The 20,846-nt window shown below is 71.3% G+C and carries 21 protein-coding genes; 9 read left to right on the top strand and 12 right to left on the bottom strand.

The genetic code is table 11. The annotated features are described in order from the left end of the window. Window positions 1–35: 35 nt before the first annotated feature. Window positions 36–1,529 (bottom strand): glycerol kinase GlpK, encoded by a 1,494-nt coding sequence (gene glpK, locus VLI41_RS16690; RefSeq protein WP_325269219.1) that lies wholly within the window; start codon window positions 1,527–1,529, stop codon window positions 36–38. Window positions 1,530–1,645: 116 nt separating this feature from the next. Here glpK and VLI41_RS16685 point away from each other — a divergent pair, with 116 nt between their 5' ends. From VLI41_RS16685 to VLI41_RS16675, 3 genes are all read left to right on the top strand, one after another. Further along, window positions 1,646–2,773 (top strand): DUF2336 domain-containing protein, encoded by a 1,128-nt coding sequence (locus VLI41_RS16685; RefSeq protein WP_325269218.1) that lies wholly within the window; start codon window positions 1,646–1,648, stop codon window positions 2,771–2,773. A 35-nt stretch (window positions 2,774–2,808) separates the two neighbouring features. Then, complete coding sequence (locus tag VLI41_RS16680) at window positions 2,809–3,591, top strand: NAD kinase (RefSeq protein WP_325269217.1); 783 nt, start codon at window positions 2,809–2,811, stop codon at window positions 3,589–3,591. A gap of 108 nt (window positions 3,592–3,699) precedes the next feature. Beyond that, on the top strand, window positions 3,700–4,185 hold the full coding sequence (locus VLI41_RS16675; RefSeq protein ID WP_325269216.1) for an Hpt domain-containing protein: 486 nt from the start codon (window positions 3,700–3,702) through the stop codon (window positions 4,183–4,185). Between the two features lie 9 nt (window positions 4,186–4,194). Here VLI41_RS16675 and VLI41_RS16670 read toward each other — a convergent pair whose 3' ends face one another. Continuing rightward, on the bottom strand, window positions 4,195–4,980 hold the full coding sequence (locus VLI41_RS16670) for an NUDIX hydrolase (protein ID WP_325269215.1): 786 nt from the start codon (window positions 4,978–4,980) through the stop codon (window positions 4,195–4,197). A 57-nt stretch (window positions 4,981–5,037) separates the two neighbouring features. Continuing rightward, window positions 5,038–6,183 carry a DUF2336 domain-containing protein gene (locus VLI41_RS16665; RefSeq protein WP_325269214.1) on the bottom strand — a complete coding sequence of 382 codons (1,146 nt, stop codon included), beginning with the start codon at window positions 6,181–6,183 and terminating at the stop codon, window positions 5,038–5,040. Between the two features lie 175 nt (window positions 6,184–6,358). Here VLI41_RS16665 and VLI41_RS16660 point away from each other — a divergent pair, with 175 nt between their 5' ends. Both VLI41_RS16660 and VLI41_RS16655 read left to right on the top strand, forming a co-directional pair. Beyond that, window positions 6,359–8,155, top strand: a complete 1,797-nt coding sequence (locus tag VLI41_RS16660; RefSeq protein ID WP_325269213.1) for a hybrid sensor histidine kinase/response regulator — start codon at window positions 6,359–6,361, stop codon at window positions 8,153–8,155. A gap of 54 nt (window positions 8,156–8,209) precedes the next feature. After that, window positions 8,210–9,409 (top strand): CoA transferase, encoded by a 1,200-nt coding sequence (locus VLI41_RS16655; protein ID WP_325269212.1) that lies wholly within the window; start codon window positions 8,210–8,212, stop codon window positions 9,407–9,409. A 3-nt stretch (window positions 9,410–9,412) separates the two neighbouring features. On the opposite strand, the gene VLI41_RS16650 is transcribed toward VLI41_RS16655, so the two are convergent. The 3 genes from VLI41_RS16650 to VLI41_RS16640 form a co-directional block, all read right to left on the bottom strand. Beyond that, window positions 9,413–10,237, bottom strand: a complete 825-nt coding sequence (locus VLI41_RS16650) for a transglycosylase SLT domain-containing protein (RefSeq protein ID WP_325269211.1) — start codon at window positions 10,235–10,237, stop codon at window positions 9,413–9,415. A gap of 127 nt (window positions 10,238–10,364) precedes the next feature. After that, window positions 10,365–11,534, bottom strand: a complete 1,170-nt coding sequence (locus VLI41_RS16645) for an acyl-CoA dehydrogenase family protein (protein WP_325269210.1) — start codon at window positions 11,532–11,534, stop codon at window positions 10,365–10,367. Continuing rightward, entirely contained in the window at window positions 11,531–12,565 is a 1,035-nt protein-coding gene (locus VLI41_RS16640) for an NAD(P)/FAD-dependent oxidoreductase (RefSeq protein WP_325269209.1), read from the bottom strand. Before VLI41_RS16640 ends, VLI41_RS16645 begins: the two co-directional genes overlap by 4 nt. A 97-nt stretch (window positions 12,566–12,662) precedes the next feature. Here VLI41_RS16640 and VLI41_RS16635 point away from each other — a divergent pair, with 97 nt between their 5' ends. Together VLI41_RS16635 and VLI41_RS16630 are read left to right on the top strand one after the other, a co-directional pair. Further along, the gene (locus VLI41_RS16635) at window positions 12,663–13,211 is read left to right on the top strand and encodes a hemerythrin domain-containing protein (RefSeq protein ID WP_325269208.1); all 549 of its coding nucleotides are present in this window, start codon (window positions 12,663–12,665) and stop codon (window positions 13,209–13,211) included. Window positions 13,212–13,221: 10 nt separating this feature from the next. Continuing rightward, the gene (locus tag VLI41_RS16630; protein WP_325269207.1) at window positions 13,222–13,743 is read left to right on the top strand and encodes a CinA family protein; all 522 of its coding nucleotides are present in this window, start codon (window positions 13,222–13,224) and stop codon (window positions 13,741–13,743) included. Here the strand turns inward: VLI41_RS16630 and VLI41_RS16625 are convergent. The 4 genes from VLI41_RS16625 to VLI41_RS16610 all read right to left on the bottom strand — a co-directional run bounded on the left by VLI41_RS16625 (window position 13,740) and on the right by VLI41_RS16610 (window position 17,701). Continuing rightward, window positions 13,740–14,528, bottom strand: a complete 789-nt coding sequence (locus VLI41_RS16625) for an ABC-2 family transporter protein (protein ID WP_325269206.1) — start codon at window positions 14,526–14,528, stop codon at window positions 13,740–13,742. The genes VLI41_RS16630 and VLI41_RS16625 overlap by 4 nt on opposite strands. After that, on the bottom strand, window positions 14,525–15,355 hold the full coding sequence (locus VLI41_RS16620) for an ABC-2 family transporter protein (protein ID WP_325269205.1): 831 nt from the start codon (window positions 15,353–15,355) through the stop codon (window positions 14,525–14,527). The genes VLI41_RS16625 and VLI41_RS16620 overlap by 4 nt, the downstream gene beginning before the upstream one ends. Beyond that, window positions 15,324–16,301 carry an ABC transporter ATP-binding protein gene (locus VLI41_RS16615; RefSeq protein ID WP_325269204.1) on the bottom strand — a complete coding sequence of 326 codons (978 nt, stop codon included), beginning with the start codon at window positions 16,299–16,301 and terminating at the stop codon, window positions 15,324–15,326. The genes VLI41_RS16620 and VLI41_RS16615 overlap by 32 nt, the downstream gene beginning before the upstream one ends. A 272-nt stretch (window positions 16,302–16,573) precedes the next feature. After that, on the bottom strand, window positions 16,574–17,701 hold the full coding sequence (locus VLI41_RS16610; protein WP_325269203.1) for a ferritin-like domain-containing protein: 1,128 nt from the start codon (window positions 17,699–17,701) through the stop codon (window positions 16,574–16,576). Window positions 17,702–17,755: 54 nt separating this feature from the next. Between VLI41_RS16610 and VLI41_RS16605 the strand changes: the two genes are divergently transcribed. Continuing rightward, window positions 17,756–18,547, top strand: coding sequence for an enoyl-CoA hydratase (locus VLI41_RS16605; protein WP_325269202.1), 792 nt, complete (start codon window positions 17,756–17,758; stop codon window positions 18,545–18,547). Between the two features lie 10 nt (window positions 18,548–18,557). Here the strand turns inward: VLI41_RS16605 and VLI41_RS16600 are convergent, their stop codons facing one another. Both VLI41_RS16600 and VLI41_RS16595 read right to left on the bottom strand, forming a co-directional pair. Further along, window positions 18,558–19,616, bottom strand: coding sequence for an AI-2E family transporter (locus tag VLI41_RS16600; RefSeq protein WP_325269201.1), 1,059 nt, complete (start codon window positions 19,614–19,616; stop codon window positions 18,558–18,560). Between the two features lie 21 nt (window positions 19,617–19,637). Then, on the bottom strand, window positions 19,638–20,573 hold the full coding sequence (locus VLI41_RS16595; RefSeq protein ID WP_325269200.1) for a LysR family transcriptional regulator: 936 nt from the start codon (window positions 20,571–20,573) through the stop codon (window positions 19,638–19,640). On the opposite strand from VLI41_RS16595, the gene VLI41_RS16850 reads away from it, so the two are divergent. Further along, the coding region (locus VLI41_RS16850; RefSeq protein ID WP_414692580.1) for an NAD(P)H-dependent oxidoreductase at window positions 20,572–20,846 on the top strand (275 nt) is incomplete at its 3' end. The genes VLI41_RS16595 and VLI41_RS16850 overlap by 2 nt on opposite strands.

Here is a 20,846-nt window from a genome sequence, read left to right as displayed (position 1 = left end):
CGGCAGAGTCCTCTCCGCGGCGGGCGGCGTCAAGTTCAGGTGCGCACCCGCGCCACAGCGTCCAGCCAGCGGGCGTAGGCGGCCTCGCGCCGCGACGGTTCCATCTCGGGGGCGTAGTCCTCGGCGCCCGGCCGCGCCGCCGCCGCCTCGGCGAGGTCGGCGTAGACGCCGGCCCCCACGCCCGCGAACAGGGCCGCACCCAGAGCCGTGGTCTCCTGATAGGTGGCGCGGCAGACCTGCACGCCGGTGAGGTCGGCCAGCCGCCGGGCGAACCAGCCGCTGCGGCTCATGCCGCCGTCGATGCGCAGCTCGACGGAGCCCGCGAAGGCCTCCGGCGCGTCGGCCCGCATGGCTTCGATCAGATCGCGGGTCTGCAGGGCGCAGGCGTCGAAGGCCGCCTGGGCGATCTCGGGGAGGCCGGCGTCGCGGGTCAGGCCGAACACGGCGCCGCGGGCGTTCGCATCCCACCACGGCGCGCCGAGGCCCGTGAACGCCGGAACCAGCACCACGCCATGATCAGCTCGGGCCTGCATCGCCAAGGCTTCGACCGCCTGGGGACCGCCGGCCACGCCCAGCCCCTCGCCCAGCCATTGGATCGCCGCCCCGGCGATGAAGATCGCCCCTTCCAGGGCGTAGGTCGTGCGGCCGTTCACCCGCGCGGCCACCGTGGTCAGCAGCCGCGAGCGCGAGGGGGCCGGCGTCTCGCCGGTGTTGATCAGCATGAAGCAGCCGGTGCCGTAGGTGGCCTTCATCGCGCCGGGCGCGATGCAGCCCTGGCCCATCAATGCCGCCTGCTGGTCGCCCGCCACGCCGCGGATCGGAATGGCGCGGCCGAGGATCGCGGCCTCCGTCTCGCCGAAGTCGCCGGCGCAGTCGCGGACCTCAGGGAGCAGCGCCGGGGGAACCTCCAGGAGCTCGCACATCTCCTCCGACCAGGCCTGGCGCTTCAGGTCGAACAGCAGGGTGCGCGAGGCGTTGGTGGCGTCGGTGGCGTGCACCCGTCCGCGGGTCAGCTTCCAGATCACCCAGGCGTCGATGGTCCCGGCCAGCAGCTCGCCGGCCTCCGCGCGGGCCCGCGCGCCGGGGGTGTGGTCCAGCAGCCAGGCGAGCTTCGTGCCCGAGAAGTAGGGATCGAGCAGCAGGCCGGTGGTCGCGGTCACCTGCGCCTCGCGCCCGGCGGCGCGCAGCCGCTCGCAGGCCTGGGCCGTGCGGCGGTCCTGCCAGACGATCGCCCGGCCGATCGGCTGGCCGGTGGCCCGGTCCCAGACGACCACCGTCTCGCGCTGGTTGGTGATGCCGATGGCGGCCACCTCTGCGATCTCCCGGCCGGACGTCGCCACCGCCTCGCGCAGCACCTCGACGCAGGCGCGGTAGATCGCGTCTGCGTCGTGCTCGACCCAGCCGTCCTGAGGATAGAACTGCTGCAAGGGCCGCCCCGCCTCGGCCAGCGCCCGGCCGTTGGCGTCGAACAGGATGGCGCGGGTGCTGGTGGTCCCCTGGTCCAGCGCCAGCAGCAGCGGATCGGCCATGTGGTCTCTCGCATCGGACGCGCCGAGGCGCGGCTGGGGCCTGTTTAAGCATGTTTTCATCGCGGCGCGGCAGAGTGCGGCGACGATCGCCGTTAACCGTCCCGGGGGAGCCGGTCTTGAGCGTCGCGCTGAACAGCGAAAGCCTCGTGGACCTCGCCAAGAGCCGTGCGCCCGCCGACCGCGAGCGCCTGCTGCTCGGTCTCGTCGGTCTGTGCGAGGCCGGCGGCGGGACCGCCGCGCACCAGCCTCAGGTGCAGACGCTGCTCAATTCCATCTTCCTGACCCTGGTGGTCGAGGCCGAGCGCGACATCCGCCAGAGGCTGGCGGGAAAGCTGGCGCACGCCGAATGGGCGCCCCCGGCGCTGATCAACGTGCTGGCGCTGGACGAGATCGAGATCGCCCGCCCGGTGATCGCGGCCAGTCCCGCGCTCAAGGACCACGATCTCATCCGCCTGCTCGTCGAGGCCACCATCGAGCACCAGATCGAGGTGGCCCGGCGGCCGAGGCTCGGCGCGCCCGTGGTGGCGGCGATCCTCAAGCAGGCCGAGCCGGCCGTGCTGGCGGCGCTGGCCGGCAACGCCACCGCCGAGCTGTCCGAGGCCGACATGGCGCGGCTGGTGGACATGGCCCGCCAGGTGGCCGCGCTCCGCTCGCCGCTGTCGCGGCATCCGAAGCTCACGGGCGAGCTCGCCCTGCAGCTCTATGTCTGGGTCGGCAAGGCGCTGCGCGAGGCGCTGGTCGAGCGGTTCCGGCTGGAATCCACGGACATCGCCCTGGCGCTCGCGGCCAGCGTCGCCGAGGCGCACGGCGGGGTGCACGACGGCCAGGGGCTGCTGGTGGTCGCCCGCGACGGCGAGCGCGAAGCCATGGAGCGGCGGCTGATCGACAAGCTGCACGCCGCCGGCCAGCTCCGGCCAGGCTATCTGGTCCGCGCCCTGCGCGAGGGCCGGCTGTCCCTGTTCTGCACCACGCTCGCCATCCTGGGCCGCTTCGAGGCCGAGCAGGTGCGCCGGGCGATCGGCTCCGACCGACCCGAGATCCTGGCGCTCGCCTGCGCCGCCGTCGGCATCGACCGCAGCGTCTTCCCAGCGATCCTGCACATGGTGCGGGAACTGAACGGCGGCCGCCCCGGGGGCGGCGCCGACGGTGAGCATCGGGCGGCCGGCGCGTTCGGGCCGGTGAGCCCGAAGGTGGCCGGAGCCGCCTTCCGGCAAGCCGCCAAGGCGATCCAGGACGCCGTTTGACAAGCCTGGGCCGGCCGCGGCCTTCTCAAAGCCGGATGTTGAAGCCGCAACCCTTCGTGACCCGCGTGGCCTTCACCGCGAGCGACCGCCCCGAAGCTCAGGAGGCCCGCGCCCGGCTGGTCAGGCGCTATGGCGAGGCCTCGGAAGCCGAGGCGCAGGTGATCGTCGCCCTCGGGGGCGACGGCTTCATGCTGGAGACGCTGCACAGGCATATCCCCGAGAGCCCGCCGATCTATGGGATGAACCGCGGCTCGGTGGGCTTCCTGATGAACGAGTATTCCGAGGACGGCCTTCTGGAGCGCGTGAACGCGGCCGAGCGGGCGGTGATCCACCCGCTGCGCATGCGCGCCCGCGACCTGCACGGCCAGTCCCACGAGGCTCTGGCGATCAACGAGGTGTCGCTGCTGCGCCAGACGCGCCAGACCGCGAAGCTGCGGATCTCCATCGACGAAAAGGTGCGGCTCGCCGAGCTGTCCTGCGACGGGGCGCTGGTCGCGACGCCGGCGGGCTCGACCGCCTACAACCTTTCGGCGCACGGGCCGATCATACCGCTCGACGCCCGCGTGCTGGCGCTGACCCCGATCAGCGCCTTCCGGCCGCGGCGCTGGCGCGGCGCGCTGCTGCCGCATACCGCCAAGGTGGCGTTCGAAATCCTCGAAGCCGACAAGCGTCCGGTGAGCGCGGTGGCCGACAACCTCGAAGTCCGTGATGTCCTGACCGTGGAGGTCGCCGAGGACCGCAGCATCGGCCTGACCATGCTGTTCGACGCCGGGCGTAGCCTCGAGGAGCGGGTGCTGGCCGAGCAGTTCTCCGCCTGAGCAGAGCCAGCGAACCCAGAAAGCCCACCAATTACCGTAGCTTGCGGCTCACCGGTTATTAACGGCTTGCCGCCTACCGTGTCTCGCAAGAGCAAGAGGGGGCTTTCTGTGAGCCAACAGAATCCGAGTCAGGTGATCCCGCCGTCGAACAATCTGCGGCTGAAGGTGGGTGGGGGTCGCCTCGGCGGCATCGACGCGGCGGCCATCGCCAAGGCGGAAGCGGCGCTGAAGAGCCTGTCGGGCAATTTCTCCCAGTGGCTGCAGGACGAGATCACCAAGCTCGACGCCGCCCGCCACGAGGTGAAGGTCCAGGGCATGACGCCCGAGACCATGGAGAACCTGTATCTGCGGGCGCACGACCTGAAGGGCCTGGGCACCACCTACGGCTATCAGCTGATCACCCGGATCGCGGGCTCGCTGTGCAAGCTGATCGACGAGAAGGACAAGCGGCTCACCGCCCCGATGGCCCTCGTCGACGCCCACATCGACGGCATCAAGGCCGCCGTCCGCGACGACATCAAGTCGGACACCCATCCGGTCGGCGCGGCCCTCGCGCAGGAGCTGGAGCGCCGGGTCCGCGAGTTCGCGGCCTGAGCGGCTGAGCTACATCGCCCTTTCGAGCGGCTCCTCGACCGCGCCATAGCCGGCGTCGGGCGGCAGGACCAGCACGCGCCGGCCGCCCCGCTCCTGGACCTGCGGCTGCACCGTGACCAGCCGGCGGCCCCGGGCGCGGGCTGCGGCGTCCTCGGCGTCGCGCGCCTCGGCCAGCAGCTTGAGGTTCATGCGGGTCGGGAAAATCACCGTGCGCTCGCCCGCTTCCCCGAGCCGGAGCGCCTCGGCGGGACGGATCCACTCCGCATCCACGGTCTCACGGCCGTCACAGGCCGCCAGCTGATCGTCCGGCGCCTTGACCAGATAGAACCAGGTGTCGAACCGCTTCGCCACGATCGCCGGGGTGATCCAGCGGGCGAACACGGTGAGCGCGGCCAGATCGAGCTCGGCGTCGAGCGCGCGCACCACGTCGATGAAGGCGGTGGTCCCGGCGTCCACCGCCTGACGCACATCCATCGGGCAGGCCTCGCCGCCGATGGGCGCCCCGTTGCGCCGCCTGGCGAGCAGGATTCCAGCTTCCTCGAACACCTCGCGGATCGCCGCGATGCGCAGGCCCCGCTGGTCGGGTTCGTAGTCGCCCCAGCCGATCGCCTGCCCCGCCCAGGCCTCGTCGTGGTCGCCGGCGTGGCTCTTGCCGCCGGGGAACACCAGCGCGCCGGAGGCGAAATCGATCTGATGATGGCGCTTGACCATCAGCACCTCGAACGCCGGCTCGTCCCGGAGCAGCAGGATGGTGGCGGCAGGTCTGATCTCGGCGGGGGCGCGGACGTCGGTCATGGCGCGAGCTTGGGGCGCGCGGCTCGAAGCGGCAAGACGGACGCTGCGTCAACCGCCTCAGGCGCTCTCCACGCTCGCGCCGTCGCGGATCTCGCGGGAGACCCGGTCGAGCTTGTCGAGCAGGTAGTCCACGTCGTCCTGCGACGCCGCGTGCGGCTGGGTCAGGAAGCGCTGCAGCATGCGCTCCTGGAAGCGCTCGCGATCCTTGGCGCCGCCGTCGAACTCCATGGAATGGAAGGTGTCGACGGCCGCGCGGAAAGCGGGGAACAGCCGAGCGGGCAGGCCGGCGCGTTCGTAGATCGCCTTCAGCCCGAGCGGGCCGGCGTCGTGGATCATCAGCCAGGTGCGGTGGTGCGGCACGCCGGCGAGCTCGGCCACGCTCCACTCGAAGAACGTCATGTGCCCCTGGGCGAGCGCCCGGAGCAGCAGGGACGCGCTCAGCCGCTTCTCCGCATAGAGGTGCGCGACGAAGCCCTTCACGTCCGCCGTGCGGCCGGCCTGGTCGACCAGGTCGATGCTCGCCCGCTCGGTGGCGCCGAGCGCGACCTCCATCGCGATCTCGGGAGAGAGCGTGTGGTGGCTGACGAGATGCTCCCGAAGCTGTTCGCCCACCAGCGTGACGAGCCGCTCGGCCACCGCGAGCGGCAGCGCCTCGCGGTACGCGACCGCGGCGAGCACGCGCTCGGAGGCTTCGAACCGATCGATGATCCGCTGCAGCGCCTGCTCGGCGAAATCGGCGTTGTCGTTGGCGCAGGCGGCGGCCACGGGGCGCTCGGCGCCGTGCTCGGCGAGGGCGTCGGTGACGCCGCGCGAGAGCTCCGGCCGCTTGGCGATGGCGAGCTGGCGTACGGGCCCGCCGAGCCGCACGATCTCGGCCAGGTCGGCGTCGCTGAAGGCCGGCGAAAACGCCAGCACCGGCAGGCAGATGCTCTCGACGTCGCGCGCCAGCTTGAGGGCCACGTCGCGGGGCACCAGAGGCGAGGATTTCAAGGTGACGGCGAGCGCGCGGCGGACCAGCTCGGCGGCGTCGTCGGCCATGATCCGCAGGATATCCGCCGCCGCCTCGCGCTCCTCGTCCGTGAGGGGCTGGGCGTCCATCGTGCAGCAGAGCTTCTGGGCGGCCCAGGCGCGCTCCTCGGCGGTCGCGCCCTTCACCAGCGTGCGGATGTCCTCGTCCGTCAACGCGGCCCGTGTCGTGGCCATGCCCGCCGAAGTCCCCCGCCCGATTCCCTCTGAATCAGACTCCCACGAGTCTGAGGGTGCGGGCTCATGCTTAACGGGAGGTTGCCGGCGGAGCTGTGGATTAACGATCTCGCGTAACCATGCGGGAACGGCTCGCGGCTAGGCTCACGACAAACCCAGACGTGAGGTCCAAGCCTTGTCCACGCCCGCCCAGACGGCCGAGGCGCCCCCGAGCGCCGGTTCCATGACCCGCCAGGCGCTGGAGACCCAGGCTGGCCTGCTGCGATATGCGCTGATCGCCTTCGGCGTCAGCCTTCCGGTCTACGTCTGGGCGGCCGGGCACGCGCGCAACGCCGCCTGGATGAGCCTGACCTTCGTGATCTTCGCCATCGCCTGGGGCGCGTTCTACGCGGCGGTGGGCTGGCTGAAGCAGCCGCCCGCCCAGGACCTTGCCCGGCGTGGCCGCGTGCAGCTTCTGTGCGGACTGCTCTGGGCCGTGGCGACGGCGCAGATGGCGATCTTCGCCGAGGGCGCGGGGCCGGTGGGTTCCACCCTGCAGTTCGCCGCGCTGGCGGGCGGGATCATCTGCGTGATGTTCACGGCTGCGTGGCTGCCCAGTCTGCTCATCGTCGGCCCGCTCGCGGTCGCGGGGCCGCTGCTGGGGCTGTTCTCACGGCCGGAGGACCACCTGCTCGCCGAACTCGCCTGGGGCGGAACCGCGCTGGCCTTCGCGCTGGCGCTCCTGGTCAACCGGATGCTGCGCAAGCAGTTCGCCCTCGCCGCCGAACGCGAGGCCCTGGCCGCCGACCGCGCCGAGCAGGCCGAGGCCGCGCGCCGGCTGGCCCGCTCCAAATCCGACCTGGTGGCCACGCTCTCAGACGAGATCCGCAACGGCCTGACCGGCGTGGCCCACGTGCTGGCCGCCGCCGCCGGCCGGAACGGCCGGGCCGCGCCATCGCGCGAACAGCTTGCGGCGGCGCTCGACGCCGCCAACGACCTGCTGTCGGTGCTGAACACCACCCTGGACGCCGAGACGGCCGAGGCGGGACGCCTGTCGGTGGAACCGCAGCCGGTGGACATGATCGCCATCGCCCGCGAGGTCGTGCTGGCCAGCCGCCCCGCGGCTTCGGCCAAGGGCCTGGAGATCTCGCTGCATGTGGACGCCGACCTGGCGAGCGCCGAGGGCGGCGCGGCGATCGGCGATCCGGCCCGGGTGCGCCAGGTATTGGCCGCTCTGGTCGGCAACGCCGTGCGCTTCACCCTGCGTGGAAGAATCGAGGCGCGGGTGGCCCTGGCCGGTCCCTCGCAGCTCGCCGTGGAGATCGCCGACACCGGGCCCGGCCTCACCGAAGACGAGCTCGCCCAGGCCTTCCAGCCGTTCCAGCGGATCGTGCGCACCTGCGCCGGCACGCCAGGCGCCGGCCTGGGGCTCACGCTCGCCCGCCAGCTCGCCCGGCTCATGGGCGGGGAGCTGCGCGCCCACAGCGCGCCGGGCGTCGGCAGCTGCTTCACGCTCGAGCTGCCGTTCGATCCCGCGGCGCATGTCGAGCGCCGGGACGAAAGCGCGGCGCCCGGGGCTGGGCCTGCCGAGCGTCGTCGCCTGCGGGCCCTCGTCTGCGACGACGACCCCCTGACCGCGACGGCATTGCGCGCCAATCTCGAACAGCTGGGGCATCAGGTCGTCCAGGCGGCCGACGGCGCGCGCGCCGTGGAGCTCACCCGGGCTTGCGATTTCGACATGGTGATGGTGGGCGCTTCCGCGAAGGCCGCGGGGCCTGAAGCCATGGCCGCGATCCGCGCGCTCGAGGGCGCCGCCGGCCGGACCCCGCTCATCGCGCTCATCGGCGGCGATCCGGACGAGGCCGCGGCCAGCCTCGCCGCCGGGGCGAGCGCGATCCTGCGCAAGCCCTTCGCGACGCCGGCGCTCGCCCGCGCGCTCGCCGACGCCCTGGCCGCCAAGCCCCGCGCGGACGACGATCTGCAGGTGGCTTAGACTCCGCCGAACAACTGTCTAGAGTGGCCGCGCCATCCGACGGAGGGGACGCGCGTGCTGCTGAGAGGGGTCAAGGTCGTCGAGTTCGCCTCGTACATCGCCGCCCCTGCGGCCGCCTGCATGCTGGGCGACTGGGGCGCGGACGTGATCAAGGTGGAGCGCTCGGGGGGCGACGCTATGCGCGCCGCCTTCGCCGACGTGAAGAGCGAGCTGAAGGGCAATCCCACCTTCGACCTCGACAACCGCGGCAAGCGCGCCATCGTGCTGGACATCTCCAAGCCCGAGGGCCGCGACGCCCTGGCCAGGCTGGCCGCCGACGCCGATGTGTTCATCACCAATGTCCGCCCCGCCGCGCTGAAGCGCGCGGGCCTGGACTACGACAGCCTCAGGCAGGCGAATCCGCGGCTCGTCTATTCCATCGTCACCGGCTATGGCCTGGACGGTCCCGACGCGCACAAGCCGGGCTTCGACGTCACCGCCTTCTGGGCCCGCTCCGGCGTCGGCGCGATGACCGTGCCGAAAGGCATGGACCCGTTCATGATCCGCTCCGGGTTCGGAGACCATATCACCGCGCTCGCCACCGTGGCGGCGATCATGGCCGGGCTCTTCGAGCGCGAGCGCACGGGCCACGGCCGGCTGGTCGCCACCTCCCTGCTCGGCAGCGGCGTCTACACCATGGGCTCGGATCTGGCCGTGCAACTGAAGTTCGGCCGGGTCGCCTCGATGCGCACCCGCGACCAGTCGATCAACCCGATCGGCAACGTCTTCAAGAGCGCCGAGGGGCGCTGGTTCCTGGTCAATCCGCGGGGCGGCGGCTCCAGCCGCGATTGGATCGAGCTCTGCCGGATCCTCGGCCGCGAGGACCTTGTCGAGGACGAGCGCTTCAAGACCGGCAAGGCCCGCCGCGCCAATTCGCCGGCGCTGATCGCCGAGCTGGACCGCGCCTTCGCGGAGCTCCCCTTCGAGGAGATCGCCCGCCGCTTCGACGAGGCCGACATGGTCTGGTCGCCGCTGCAGACCCCCGCCGACGTCGCCGCCGACCCGCAGGTGGCCGCCACCGCACTGGTCCAGGTGGAGGACGGCGAGGGCGGCGCCTATCCGTCGCCCGCCACGCCGATGCGCTTTCCCGGCGCGGACGTCGCGGTCCGGCCGCGCTCGCCGACGCTCGGCGAGCACACCCGCCAGGTGCTGGCCGAGCTCGGCTATTCCGCCGAGGCGATCGAGGCGATGTACGCGGCCGGGGCCGCGGCCTAGCGGCTAGCTCTCGCCACGCGCGTCGGAGAGCAGCTTGAGCATCTCGGTGGTGAACAGCGAGCCGGTGAGCCGGGTGCCGACGCCCACCTCGTCCGCCGGCTGCGAGCCGCGCAAGATCATGGCGACCAGCGCGTCCTGGGCGTGCAGGCGGTCCTCGCGCCGCGCCGAGGCGTACTGCAGGAAGCCGGCGTCTTCGCTGGGCGCCGCTTCGGGCTCGATCGCCTCGCCCGGCCCGGCCGCGCGGGTCAGGGCTTCATAGACCTGGGCGACCGACATCGGCCGTCCATCGCGGAAGAAGATCGCCTTGTTGGCCCGCGCGGCGTCGGGGAACAGGTGGGCGGCCGAGGCCGCGGGCGTGGCCTGGGCGGCTTCGATCAGCTTGGCCGAGCCCTGCGGGCCCAGGAAGTGCGCCGCGTAGAGCTCGCCGGCCGTGGGCGCGCGGCCCACCCGGCCCCTCAGATAGGCCGCATGGTCGGAGGCGAGCTCGCCGGCCATCAGCGAGGCGGCGTGCGGGTCGAGCCTGAGGTCCATCACCGCCTTGCGGGCCTCGCCGCCGTTCACGTGATAACGCCCGTCCGCGCCCTTGCTGATCAGCTCGGCGTAGCGGGCGTAGCCGTACTTGGCGCCGTGCTGCTTGAGGGTGGAGAGCCAGGTCTGTTCCACGAACTGGAACAGGCCGGCGGCGGAGGAGGCGGCGGACTTGGCGGCGGGATTCATGCCGCTCTCGCGTCCCGCGGTGCGCATCAGGAACGAGAAGTCGACGCCCGTCGCCTTGGAGGCGCGCGCGATCGCCGCCTCCACGACTCCCCGGATGCCCTGAATCGCCATGGCCCCGAGGAGGCGGCCGTCATGGTTAATGCGCCGCTAACCATGTTCCTGCGATGGGCGCCCTCGACGCCCGCCCAGTGGACGGCGCGACCGCGGTCATCCCGATCTGCTTCGGCTGAGGTGAGGGTCAGTAGCTCTTCGGCAGGCCCAGCACCCGCTCGGCGATGAAGTTGAAGATCATCTCGCGGCTGACCGGGGCGATGCGGGCGATCATCGCCTCGCGGAAGTAGCGCTCCACGTCGAACTCCTTCGCATAGCCCATGCCGCCGTGGGTCAGCACCGCCGTCTCGCAGGCGCGGAAACCCGCCTCCCCGCCCAGGTACTTGGCGGCGTTCGCCTCCGCGCCGCACTCCAGGCCCGCGTCGTAGAGCGCGGCCGCCTTGAAGGCCATCAGGTTGGCGGCCTCCAGCTCGGCCCAGGCGCGGGCGAGCGGGTGGGCGATCCCCTGGTTCTGGCCGATCGGACGGCCGAACACCACGCGCTCCTTGGCGTAGGCGGCCGCCTTCTTGAGCGCGGCGCGGCCGAGCCCCACGGCCTCGGCCCCGACCAGCACCCGCTCGGGATTGAGCCCCTCCAGGAGGTAGTAGAAGCCCCTGCCCTCCTCGCCCACCAGGGCGTCGGCCGGCACATGCAGATCGTCGATGAAGACCGCATTCGATTCAACGGCTTTGCGGCCCATCTTGGGAATCGGCGTGGCCTGGATCCTGGCGCGGTCGAAGTCCACGTAGAACAGGCTGATGCCGTCGGTGGAGCGCTTGACGTCGGCCTTCGGCGTGGTGCGCGCCACGATCAGCATCTTGGTCGCCCGCTGCGCCATGGTCGTCCACAGCTTCCGGCCCGAGATCACGTAGCCGTCGTTGCTGCGGACCGCCCTGGTCTTGAGGCTGGTGGTGTCGAGGCCGGCATCAGGCTCGGTGACGCCGAAGCACATCCGGTCTTCGCCGGAGATCAGGCGCGGGATCAGCCGCTGCTTCTGTTCCTCGGTCCCGAAGCGGGCCAGCGGCATCGGGCCGAAGATGTTGAGATGCAGCGCGCTCGCGCCGGAGAATCCGGCCCCGCTCTCGGTCACCGCCTGCATGACGACGGCCGCTTCGGTGAGCCCGAGCCCGGAACCGCCGAGCTCCACGGGCATAGCCGCGCCGAGCCAGCCCGCCTCGCCCATAGCCGAGACGAACGCTTCCGGGAACTCGCCGCTCTCGTCGGTGCGCCGCCAGTAGTCGGCGTCGAAGCGCGCGCAAAGCTTGAGCACGGCGTCGCGGATCGCCTGCTGCTCGCCGCTGAGCCAGAAGCCGTTCATCCGAACCCCTCCGCGAAGCGCGCCGGATCGAAGCGGCGCGCGGCCATCCCCGCGTCGCGCCCGCTCACGCAAGCGGCCACGACTTGCGCCACGAGCGGCGCCAGCAGCCAGCCATTGCGCCGTGCGCCGACGGCGAGGATCACCTTGGCGTTCGCCGAGAGCCCAACCAGCGGCAGAGCGTCGGCCGTGGCGGCCCGGACCCCGGCCGAGACTGCGAATTTCGCGCCCGCGAGCGCCGGGAACAAGGCCGCGGCGCGGGTGACCAAGGGCTGCAGCGCTTTCCGGTCGGGCGCGCTGTCGCTCGCGCCCGGCTCCATCGTGGCGCCGATCGCCAGCCCCTCGGACGAGGGCGTTGCGTAGACGCCGTCCCCGCGCACGCTGACGCCGGCGCGGCGAACCTCCGAGTAGCGCAGGATCTGGCCCTTGATCGGGGCGAGCATGGCGATCTCGGGCGCAAGGTCCGCCAGCGCCTGCCCGGCCCCGGTGGCGACCACGAGCCAGTCGGCCCCGCCGAGGTCGCGGACCGCCTCGCCGCGGAAGGCCACCCCTGCGGCTTCAGCCGAGGCGCGAAGCGCCGCCAGGGCCTGGCGCGGCTCGAGCCGCCAGTCCTCCCGCACCAGCAGCGCATGCCGGGCGTCCGGCGCAAGGCCCGGCGCCAGATCCCCGGCGGTCCGGCGCGGCAGGTCGATGCCGTGCAGCCCCAGCCGGACCAGCGACGCCTGGACCCCCGCGAGCCAGGTCTCGTCGCCCACGGCCATGGCGCCGGATCGGTCGAGGCGGACGCCCGCACGCGCCTCCAGACCGGGCCAGAGGTCCCTGGCGGCGATGAGGAGGTCGAAGGCGGGCGCGACCTCGGGGTCCAGCACGGCCTCGAAGACCGGCGCCAGCATGCCGGCGGCCACGGCCGAGGCGTTGGCGCGCGGATCGGGGTCGGCGACTTCCACGCGGCAGCCGGAATCGGCCAGCGCCAGCGCCGTGCAGAGGCCGAGCGCGCCTGCGCCCGCCACGGTCACCTTTGCGCCCCCGGTCATGGCCCTAACCAGCCGGGATCAGCGTGGAAATCAAGGCGGAACCGAGCGTTCGCGCGAGGGTTCAGGGCAAGCGCAACCCGCAAGGAGAGAGGCGATCATGGCGACCGCATCGCATACCAGCACCACCAAGAGCTCTTCGGCCCGCAAGTCGACCACCGCGAAGAAGGCCGGCTCGACGCGCTCCAAGGACGCGATCGCGGTCCTGAAGGCGCAGCATCGGGAAGTGGAGAAGCTGTTCGGCCTGTTCACCAAGGCCAAGGGCGACCGGCAGGCGAACCTTTGCCGGCAGATCTGCATGGAGCTCAAGGTCCACACGCAGATCGAGGAGGAACTGCTCTATCCGCAAGCGCACGACGAGATCAACGACCCAGAACTGGTCGATGAATCCCTGGTCGAACACCGCGCCGCCAAGGAGCTGATCGCACAGATCGAGGGGACCGACCAGGCCGACGAGATGTTCGCTGCGCGGATGCAGGTTCTGCAGGAGCAGATCGAGCATCACGTGAAGGAAGAGGAGACCGAGCTGTTCCCGAAGATCAGGAAGTCCGACATGGACCTGAAGCGCATCGGCGAGCAACTCCAGCAGCGCACCAGCGAGCTCAAGGCCGAGATGAAGGGCGACGGCCGCGGACGCGGCATGCACTGACCCGTCCGACGTGGCCGAAACCCTCGAGCCCGCCATCCCTGACGCGTTGGACCGTCTGGCCAAGACGGTCCTTCGCCACGCCTGCGATCGCAAGCTGATGCTGGTGACGGCTGAGAGCTGCACCGGAGGCCTGCTGGCCTCGCTGCTGACCGACGTGCCGGGCATGAGCCACGCCTTCGAGCGGGGCTTCGTGACCTACACCCATGCGGCCAAGCACGAGCTGCTGGGGGTGCCGAGGGCGGTGCTCGAGCGCGACGGCGCGGTCTCCAAAGCCTGCGCGCGCGCCATGGCCGAGGGCGCGCTGGCCCACTCGAACGGCCATCTCGCGGCCTCGATCACCGGGTTCACGGATGGCGCGCCCGACCAGCCGGCGGGCCTCGTCCACCTCGCCTGCGCCGCCCGCGGCAAGCCCACCCGCCATCGCGTGCTCCACCTGGGCGACGTGGGCCGGGGCGAGGTGCGCATCGGCGCGATGGAGGCGGCTTTGCGCCTGATGCTCGACCAGCTCCGAGATGCGGCGGACGCCGCCTAAGCCCCGCCGAGCGTGGGCGACTGTCCCGTTCGGTAGCGCCTGAGGCCGAGGTGGAAGGCTGCGGCCGCGAGGGCGGCGTAAAGCCCCGCCGCGCCGACGCTCAGCGCCAGGGCCGTCGCGCTCGGATGGCGGATCAGCCCGACCGGCGTGACCACCACGAAGCCGGCCGGCAGCAGGGTGAAGGCCACGAGCTTGGCCGCGCCGTGGTAGATCGAGGGCGGATTGCTGGAGAACAGGATCGTGAAGTCCGTGAGGTCACGGGCGAAGCTCCGCGCGCCCGCGGCCCAGAAGGCCATGGCCGCGAAGATCACCGAGGCGCTGACGTAGACGGCGAGCCCGACCGCCGCGCCGATCACCAGCAGCGGCAGGTCGCGCCAGCCGAGGCCTGCGAAGGCGGCGAGCACGATCAGTCCGCCGACGAGGTCGCCCCAGCCCGAGGCGATGCTCTCGCGGGTCAGCAGCCGGAAGACCAGGCCGCGCGGCTGGGTGAGCAGCGCGTCGAGTTCACCCTTGAGCAGGGTGGCCGCGAGGTCGCGGTAACCGCCCAGGAACACGCCGGCGGCGCCGACGATCGTCATGATCAGCCCGTAGAGCAGCGCCATGTCGGCCAGCCGCCAGCCGCCGACGCTGCGGAAGCCGGCGAAGAACAGCGCCCAGAGCGCCAGCATGAAGACGTCGTTCACGAACATCCCGCCGGCCTGCCAGAGGAAGTTCGCCCGGTCGGCCATCGAGGTGCGCACGGCGGCCGCCGACTGGATCGCGAACAGGCGGATTTCGCCGGTCATCCGATGCCCTCCCGCAGCACCTTGGCCACGCCGGCGCGCCACAGGCCGACGCAGCCCAGCGACAAGAGGATGAGCCAGAGCGCCTGCCAGGCGAGGCCGGTCAGGAACAGCGAGAGCGATGGCCGGATCGCCTGCACGCCGGCCCAGTAGAGGTGGGCCGCAAACGGGGAAGCCTCGCCGACGCGGCGCAGGACCGGCGGATAGAGGGTGATCGGCGCGAACAGCCCGCCCAGGACGAACATCAGCTTCTGCACGATGAGCTGGAACGGCAGCACGCGCCGGGCCCAGAACGCGCCCAGCCCCGCCAGCGCATAGAGCAGCACGCCGGTCACTGCGCCCAGCGCGCCGAGGACGCCCATGAAGGCGAGGCTCTCGGGCGACGGCCAGGCGCGCCCCGAGACCGTCAGCAACGCGAGCCCGGTCGCCCCGAGCGCCAGCATCCGCACGAACGCCCAGCCGCAGCACTGGGAGATGGTCTGCAGCAGATAGGGCTTGGGCCGCAGCAGGTGCACGTCCAGCGCGCCGCCGCGGATGTCGTCCTCGAACTTCAGGTGCAGGGCTGGGATCGAAAGCGTGATCCACTCGGTCGCGCCGACGTAGAGCACGAAGGAGCCGACCGGCGCCTGCCGGGCCAGATCCGCGACGCGCTCGGCTGCGACCTTGTCCCAAAGTCCCGAGAGCACGACCATCAGCAGAACGTAGAACAGGCAACGGCCGATCAGCACCGGCCAGCCGGCCAGCGTCTGGGCCGCGCCCAGGCGGAAGGCCTCGGCGGCCGCGGCGAGCGGCCCGCGCTCAGCGACGGCGGGCGGCGGCGTAGATCTCATGGACCACCTCCTCCATGGGCGGGTCTTCGATGGTGATGTCGTCGATGCCGCCGAGCGCCAGCGCCTTGGCGATCACCTGGTCGATGCGCGCCGCCCGCGTGTCGACCTCGAGCACGGTGGTGTGCGGCTCGGAAGGGCGGGCCGCGACGCCGGCCATCTCGATCGTCAGGCTGGGCGCCTGCGAGCGCAGGATGATCAGCTTGCGGGCGAGGAACGTCCGGCGGAGCTGATCCGTCGGCTGGTCCACCACGATCCGGCCCTCGTCCACGACGATCACGCGATCGCAGACCAGCTCGATGTCGCGGGTGTCGTGGGAGGTCAGCAGCACGGTCTCCTGATGGTCGCGCGCATGCTCGCGGATGAAATCGCGGATCGCCGCCTTGGCGGTGACGTCCAGGCCGATGGTGGGCTCGTCCAGGAACAGCAAGGATGGCCCGTGCAGCAGGCTGGCGGTGATCTCGCAGCGCATGCGCTGGCCGAGCGACAGCCGGTGCACCGGCTGGTCCATCAGCTCGCCGAGGCCGAAGCGCTCGGAGAGCTCGCCCAGCCGCCGCGCGAAGACCGCCGCGTCCTGGTCGTAGACCCGCCGCAGCAGGGCGAAAGATTCGCGGGCCGGCAGCTCGCCCCAGAGCTGGGACCGCTGGCCGAACACCACGCCGATCCGGTAGGCGAGCGCCTTGCGCTCCCGCCAGGGGACCAGGCCCAGCACCCGCGCCTCGCCCGCCGTGGGCTCCAGGATGCCGCAGAGCATCTTGAGCGTCGTCGATTTCCCCGCGCCGTTGGGGCCGATGATCGCCACCCGCTCGCCGGCGGCGATTTCGAAGGAAATGTCGGAGACCGCCTCGATGGTCACCCGCTCGGGCGCAAACGCGCCCGCAAGCCCCTTGCCCGGCCTAGAGAAGCTGTAGCGCTTGGTGAGTTGCTGGACGGAGACGGCGGAGGACATCGGAGGGCTCGGAAATCGGGGCTGGCGGGCGGGCGAGGCGGAGGCGCGAGGCGTGGCCGCAAAGCGGCGCCCCCATATTCTCCACCTGGCCAAAGTGACCCGTCATCGGTCCGAACCTTCTGTAGGCGCGCCACGCTTAACGGCGTTCGCCGAATGGCACAACATGCTCGGAACGCGCCGAACAGGAGCTGTGGCTTGCGCGGCACAGCGGCGAGCGCGCAAAGAAAAGCCCGCCGCAAGCGACGGGCTTCTCCTACTCCGTCAGGGGCGCCCTACTCCGCGGCGATGCTCACCGGCCTGGCGCGGTCCTTGAAGTTGATCTCCTGCAGATAGGCGATCCCGGCCTCGGCGATGTCGTCGCCGACCATCTTCTCGCCCTCGGCCTTCAGCTCGTCCATGTCGACGTAGGTCGCATAGAAGCCGCGGGTGCGCGCGGTGATCAGGCCGGCGTTGTGCAGCGTCTTGATCAGCACGCGGAAGATGTTGGTCTGGCTCTTCAGGCGTTCGCGGCGGGCGTCGTCGTTCTGGATGAACTCGCGGATGCCCTCGATCACCTTCTCCGGATCGAGTCCGAAGTCGCGGTAGACCTGCGCCTGCTGCACGGGCGAACCGAGGTTGAAAAGCAGGGACTGGAAGCAGTGCGCCGCCCAGTCCTCGACGGTGTCGCGCTCGTCCTGGGTCATCTTCGGGATCGTCCGGTCGGCCCAGATCTTCCCGAACTTGTGGTGGAAGGCCTCGTCGGTCATCACCAGCTGGAACAGCTTGCGGGCCAACGGATCGCGGTTGGTCTGGTAGCCGGTGGCGAAGGCGCCCATGGCCAGCCCCTCGACCAGCATCTGCATGCCGATGATCTTCTTGTAGACCTCGGGCGCGTGGATGATGTCCACCAGCAGCGCCTGCAGGGTGGCCCCGCAGGGCCGCGGGCGTCCCCAGCGCGCCTTGATGTAGCGCGCGAAGGCGGTGACGTGGCGGGCCTCCTCGCGGGTCTGGTTCGCCGCGTATTCCTGCGCCCCCTGGTCCTTCAGCACGTGACAGAGGCTGGCGGAGAGGTTCAGCGCCCCCTGCTCGCCGTGCAGGATCGAGGAGAAGTTCCACAGCGACATCTCGTTGATGAACTTCACCTTCTGGCCGGTGCGCTCGAGGTGCTCGCGGACGTAGGGCACCTGCAGGCTCATCACCTGGTCGTCGGGCAGGAGCGCCTCGTGCTCCATGTCCCAGGGCGCGGAGAAATCGATGTACTTGGGGTCCAGCGGGTCCCAGAAATGGTCGTGGGTGGCCGAGATGATCTTGTCGAATGCCGTCGAGCGGGCGCCGTAGCGGTCCAGCTCCAGCATCGCCTCGAAGTCGTCCGGCGCCACCGCGTCGTAGAGGATGTCCTTCGTGATATTGCCGTCGGCCATGTTCTGCGTCCTCCCTGGGCCCCTCTAGCAGAGCACCAAAGCGTCAACTGAACAATGATCTCTTACGTCAGGATCCATATCGAGGACCGCCCGCGCGGCCGCGTCGCCACGGTCGTCATCGACCGGCCCGCGAAGCTCAACAGCCTGCCGCGCGAGGCCATGGACGCGCTGATCGGCGCGTTCCGCAGTCTGGCGGCCGAGCCGGATCTGCGCTGCGCCGTGCTCACCGGGGCGGGCGACAAAGCCTTCATCGGCGGGGCCGACATCGAGCAGATGGCGGCGCTCGCCTCCCCGGCCGAGGCACGGGCCTTCATCGAGAAGGTGCACGGCTGCTGCCAGGCGATCCGCGACCTGCCGGCCCCGGTGGTGGCGCGGATCAACGGCTACTGCCTGGGGGCCGGGCTGGAGATCGCCGCCGCCTGCGACCTGCGCCTCGCCTCGGACCGCGCGCTGCTCGGCATGCCGGAGGTGAAGCTGGGGCTGCCATCGGTGGTCGAAGCCGCGCTCCTGCCGAGCCTGGTCGGCTGGGGCCGGACGCGCTGGATGCTGATGACCGGCGAGACCTTCTCGGCCGAGGACGCCTTGCGCTGGGGCCTTGTTGAGGGGGTCTATCCGGCCGAGGAGCTGGATCTCGCGATCGACGCCCTGATCACAGCGCTGCTCGAGCCTGAGCCCCGGGCCGTGCGGCTGCAGAAGGCGCTGATGCAGCGCTGGGAGGAGCTGCCGATGACGGCCGCCATCCAGGCCGGGATCGACGCCTTCGAGGACGCCTTCCGGGACGAGGCGCCGCGGCGCGCGATGGCGGAATTCCTCGAGAGCCGAAAGGCTGCAAAGTCAGGCATCTAGGCGAAGAAGCTCAACGTCCGACGTTGTCGGCTTCCTCGTGCAGGTAGAGGCGTCTCACCAACACGAGCACGACCACGGCCAACGGCGTCGCCAGGATCACCCCCAGCGGTCCGAACAGCAGCCCGAACGCCAGCACCGAGAACAGGGTCAGCGCCGGCGGCACCGAGACCACGTGGCGCTGGATCAGCGGGATCAACACGTGACCCTCGAACTGGTGGGCGGCCACGTAGAAGGCGAGCGTCCAGAGCACCACGTGCGGGCCTTGCGTGCCGGCGAGCAGCAGGCCCGGCACCGCCGACAGGATGGCCCCCACGATCGGGACGAACTCGGCAAGCCCGGCCACCAGCCCGAGCGCCAGCGGCGCCGGCAGGCCCAGGAGGCTCGTGCCGACCGCGATCAGCACGCCCATCGCCAGCATGGCGAGCCCGGTTCCCAGCAGCCATTTGCGCAGCGAGGCGGCGGTTTCGTCCATGGCGTTCTCGACGCGCCCGCGCGCGCCTTCCGGGACGAGCTGCAGCAACCCGTTGCGGTAGAGGGTCGGCTGGGCGGCGAAGTAGACGCCCGCGATGATCACCAGCACGAGATCGGCCACGACTCCCACGCTCACCCGCGTGATGCGGCCGAGCCGGCCGGCGACGACGCCGAGACTGGACGCCACGCTGTGGTCGGAGCGCGCCTCCTGCAGCTTGTCGAGAACCCAGCGGCCCGCCTCGAACGAATTGAGGCCCGATTGGGCGGCGCTCCAGGCCTTGGGCAGCATCTCCTCGAGCTGGTCGAACTGCGCGGCCACCTGGGCGCCCACGAACCAGCCGATCAGCGCCACCAGCAGCACGACGAAGAGCACCGCCACGCCGAGCGACCAGGCGGCGTCGAGCGGCGTGCGCCTGCGGATCGGATTGGCGAGCGAACGGAGCAGGACGGCGATCAAGGCTGCGCCGAAGCCCAGCAGCAGGACCTGCAGCCAGCGGAAGACGATCAGGGCCAGGGCCACGACGACGACGGTGATCAGCAGCTTGCGGGCGTAGCCGACGAGGTCGTCCCGGGCCGGTGAGCTGTTGCGGGCAGGCATGGCGGCGACCCTGGCCGCGCCTCACGCCGCTGGCAACCGCGAAGCCGCCTCGGCCCATCCCTTCCGCCGGGCCGGCTCGCCGGAGAACCGGTCCACGAGGAAATCGACGAAGGCGCGGACCTTCGGCGCGAGGTGCTTGCCCGCCGGGTAGACGGCGTGGACGTTCGAGACCTCCGGCTCGTAGCCGCACAGCAGGGGCGTGAGCCTGCCGCTTCGCAGGCGGTCGGCGGCGATGAAGTCGGGCGTGCGGGCGACGCCCAGGCCCCGCTCGGCGGCCGCAAGGCAGGCCTCGCCGCCCGTGAAGCGCAGCCGTCCGTGCACCCGCACCTCGCGGCATTCCCCGCCCTCGCCGAAATTCCAGACGAACGGATCCTGGGCGTTCAGGTCGATGATCGCCTCGTGATCGGCGAGGTCGGCCGGGGACTGCGGAATCCCGTGCCGCTGCAGGTAAGCCGGCGAGGCGCAGGCCACCAGGCTGACCGGCGAGAGCTTGCGCGCGATCAGCGAAGAATCCGTCAGCCGTCCGATCCGCACGCCGACGTCGAAGCCCTCGTCCACCAGGTTCACGAACCGGTCGGAATAGGCGACCTCGAGGGCGACCTCCGGATAGGCCTGCGCGAAATCGAGCAGCGCCGGATCGAGCTGCTTGGCGCCGAACACCACCGGGGCGGAGATCCGCAGCAGCCCGCGCGGCCCGTCCTGCTCGCGCACCGAGCTCTCCAGGGCGTCGAACTCCGCCAGCAGATCGCGCGCCCGCTCCAGGTAAGCGCGGCCGGTGTCGGTCAGCGAGACGTCGCGGGTGGTGCGGTTCAAGAGCCGCGCCCCCAGCCGGTTCTCCAGGCGGGCCACCAGCTTGGAGACCTGCGCGCTGGACACGCCCAGGCGGCGCGCGCCCTGCGTGAAGCTGCGGGCATCCGCCACGGCGGCGAAGGCGTTGATCTCGTCGAAGCGGTCCATGCGGATTGCTGCCTTTTCGGAAATATACTTATCCGAACAGCGACGATTATCAACGAACGGGCGCGGGTCCATCTGTGGGTCCGCCACTCATTCCAGGAGCCCCACCATGGCCCAGACCCGCAAGATCGCCGTCGTCGTCGGCAGCCTCCGCAAGGAATCGTTCAGCCGCAAACTGGCCAAGGCGATCGCGGCCGTCGCGCCCGCGAACCTGGCCTTCGACTTCCTCGACATCGGCCAGTTGCAGCACTTCAACCAGGACCTGGAGGCCACGCC

Origin of the sequence: Phenylobacterium sp., assembly GCF_035475775.1 — a bacterium.
In the GTDB taxonomy this organism is placed as follows: domain Bacteria; phylum Pseudomonadota; class Alphaproteobacteria; order Caulobacterales; family Caulobacteraceae; genus Phenylobacterium.
The sequence above is the reverse complement of the archived record's forward strand: the minus strand, read 5'-3'. Positions and strand labels throughout refer to the sequence as shown.

What these genes read in the sequence shown, in the direction of transcription:
- glpK (WP_325269219.1), bottom strand. Translation starts at nt 1,529, where the DNA reads ATGGCCGATCCGCTGCTGCTGGCGCTGGACCAGGGGACCACCAGCACC.
- VLI41_RS16680 (WP_325269217.1), top strand. Translation starts at nt 2,809, where the DNA reads ATGTTGAAGCCGCAACCCTTCGTGACCCGCGTGGCCTTCACCGCGAGC.
- VLI41_RS16670 (WP_325269215.1), bottom strand. Translation starts at nt 4,980, where the DNA reads ATGACCGACGTCCGCGCCCCCGCCGAGATCAGACCTGCCGCCACCATC.
- VLI41_RS16665 (WP_325269214.1), bottom strand. Translation starts at nt 6,183, where the DNA reads ATGGCCACGACACGGGCCGCGTTGACGGACGAGGACATCCGCACGCTG.
- VLI41_RS16650 (WP_325269211.1), bottom strand. Translation starts at nt 10,237, where the DNA reads ATGGCGATTCAGGGCATCCGGGGAGTCGTGGAGGCGGCGATCGCGCGC.
- VLI41_RS16645 (WP_325269210.1), bottom strand. Translation starts at nt 11,534, where the DNA reads ATGAACGGCTTCTGGCTCAGCGGCGAGCAGCAGGCGATCCGCGACGCC.
- VLI41_RS16640 (WP_325269209.1), bottom strand. Translation starts at nt 12,565, where the DNA reads ATGACCGGGGGCGCAAAGGTGACCGTGGCGGGCGCAGGCGCGCTCGGC.
- VLI41_RS16635 (WP_325269208.1), top strand. Translation starts at nt 12,663, where the DNA reads ATGGCGACCGCATCGCATACCAGCACCACCAAGAGCTCTTCGGCCCGC.
- VLI41_RS16625 (WP_325269206.1), bottom strand. Translation starts at nt 14,528, where the DNA reads ATGACCGGCGAAATCCGCCTGTTCGCGATCCAGTCGGCGGCCGCCGTG.
- VLI41_RS16620 (WP_325269205.1), bottom strand. Translation starts at nt 15,355, where the DNA reads ATGAGATCTACGCCGCCGCCCGCCGTCGCTGAGCGCGGGCCGCTCGCC.
- VLI41_RS16615 (WP_325269204.1), bottom strand. Translation starts at nt 16,301, where the DNA reads ATGTCCTCCGCCGTCTCCGTCCAGCAACTCACCAAGCGCTACAGCTTC.
- VLI41_RS16610 (WP_325269203.1), bottom strand. Translation starts at nt 17,701, where the DNA reads ATGGCCGACGGCAATATCACGAAGGACATCCTCTACGACGCGGTGGCG.
- VLI41_RS16605 (WP_325269202.1), top strand. Translation starts at nt 17,756, where the DNA reads ATGATCTCTTACGTCAGGATCCATATCGAGGACCGCCCGCGCGGCCGC.
- VLI41_RS16600 (WP_325269201.1), bottom strand. Translation starts at nt 19,616, where the DNA reads ATGCCTGCCCGCAACAGCTCACCGGCCCGGGACGACCTCGTCGGCTAC.
- VLI41_RS16595 (WP_325269200.1), bottom strand. Translation starts at nt 20,573, where the DNA reads ATGGACCGCTTCGACGAGATCAACGCCTTCGCCGCCGTGGCGGATGCC.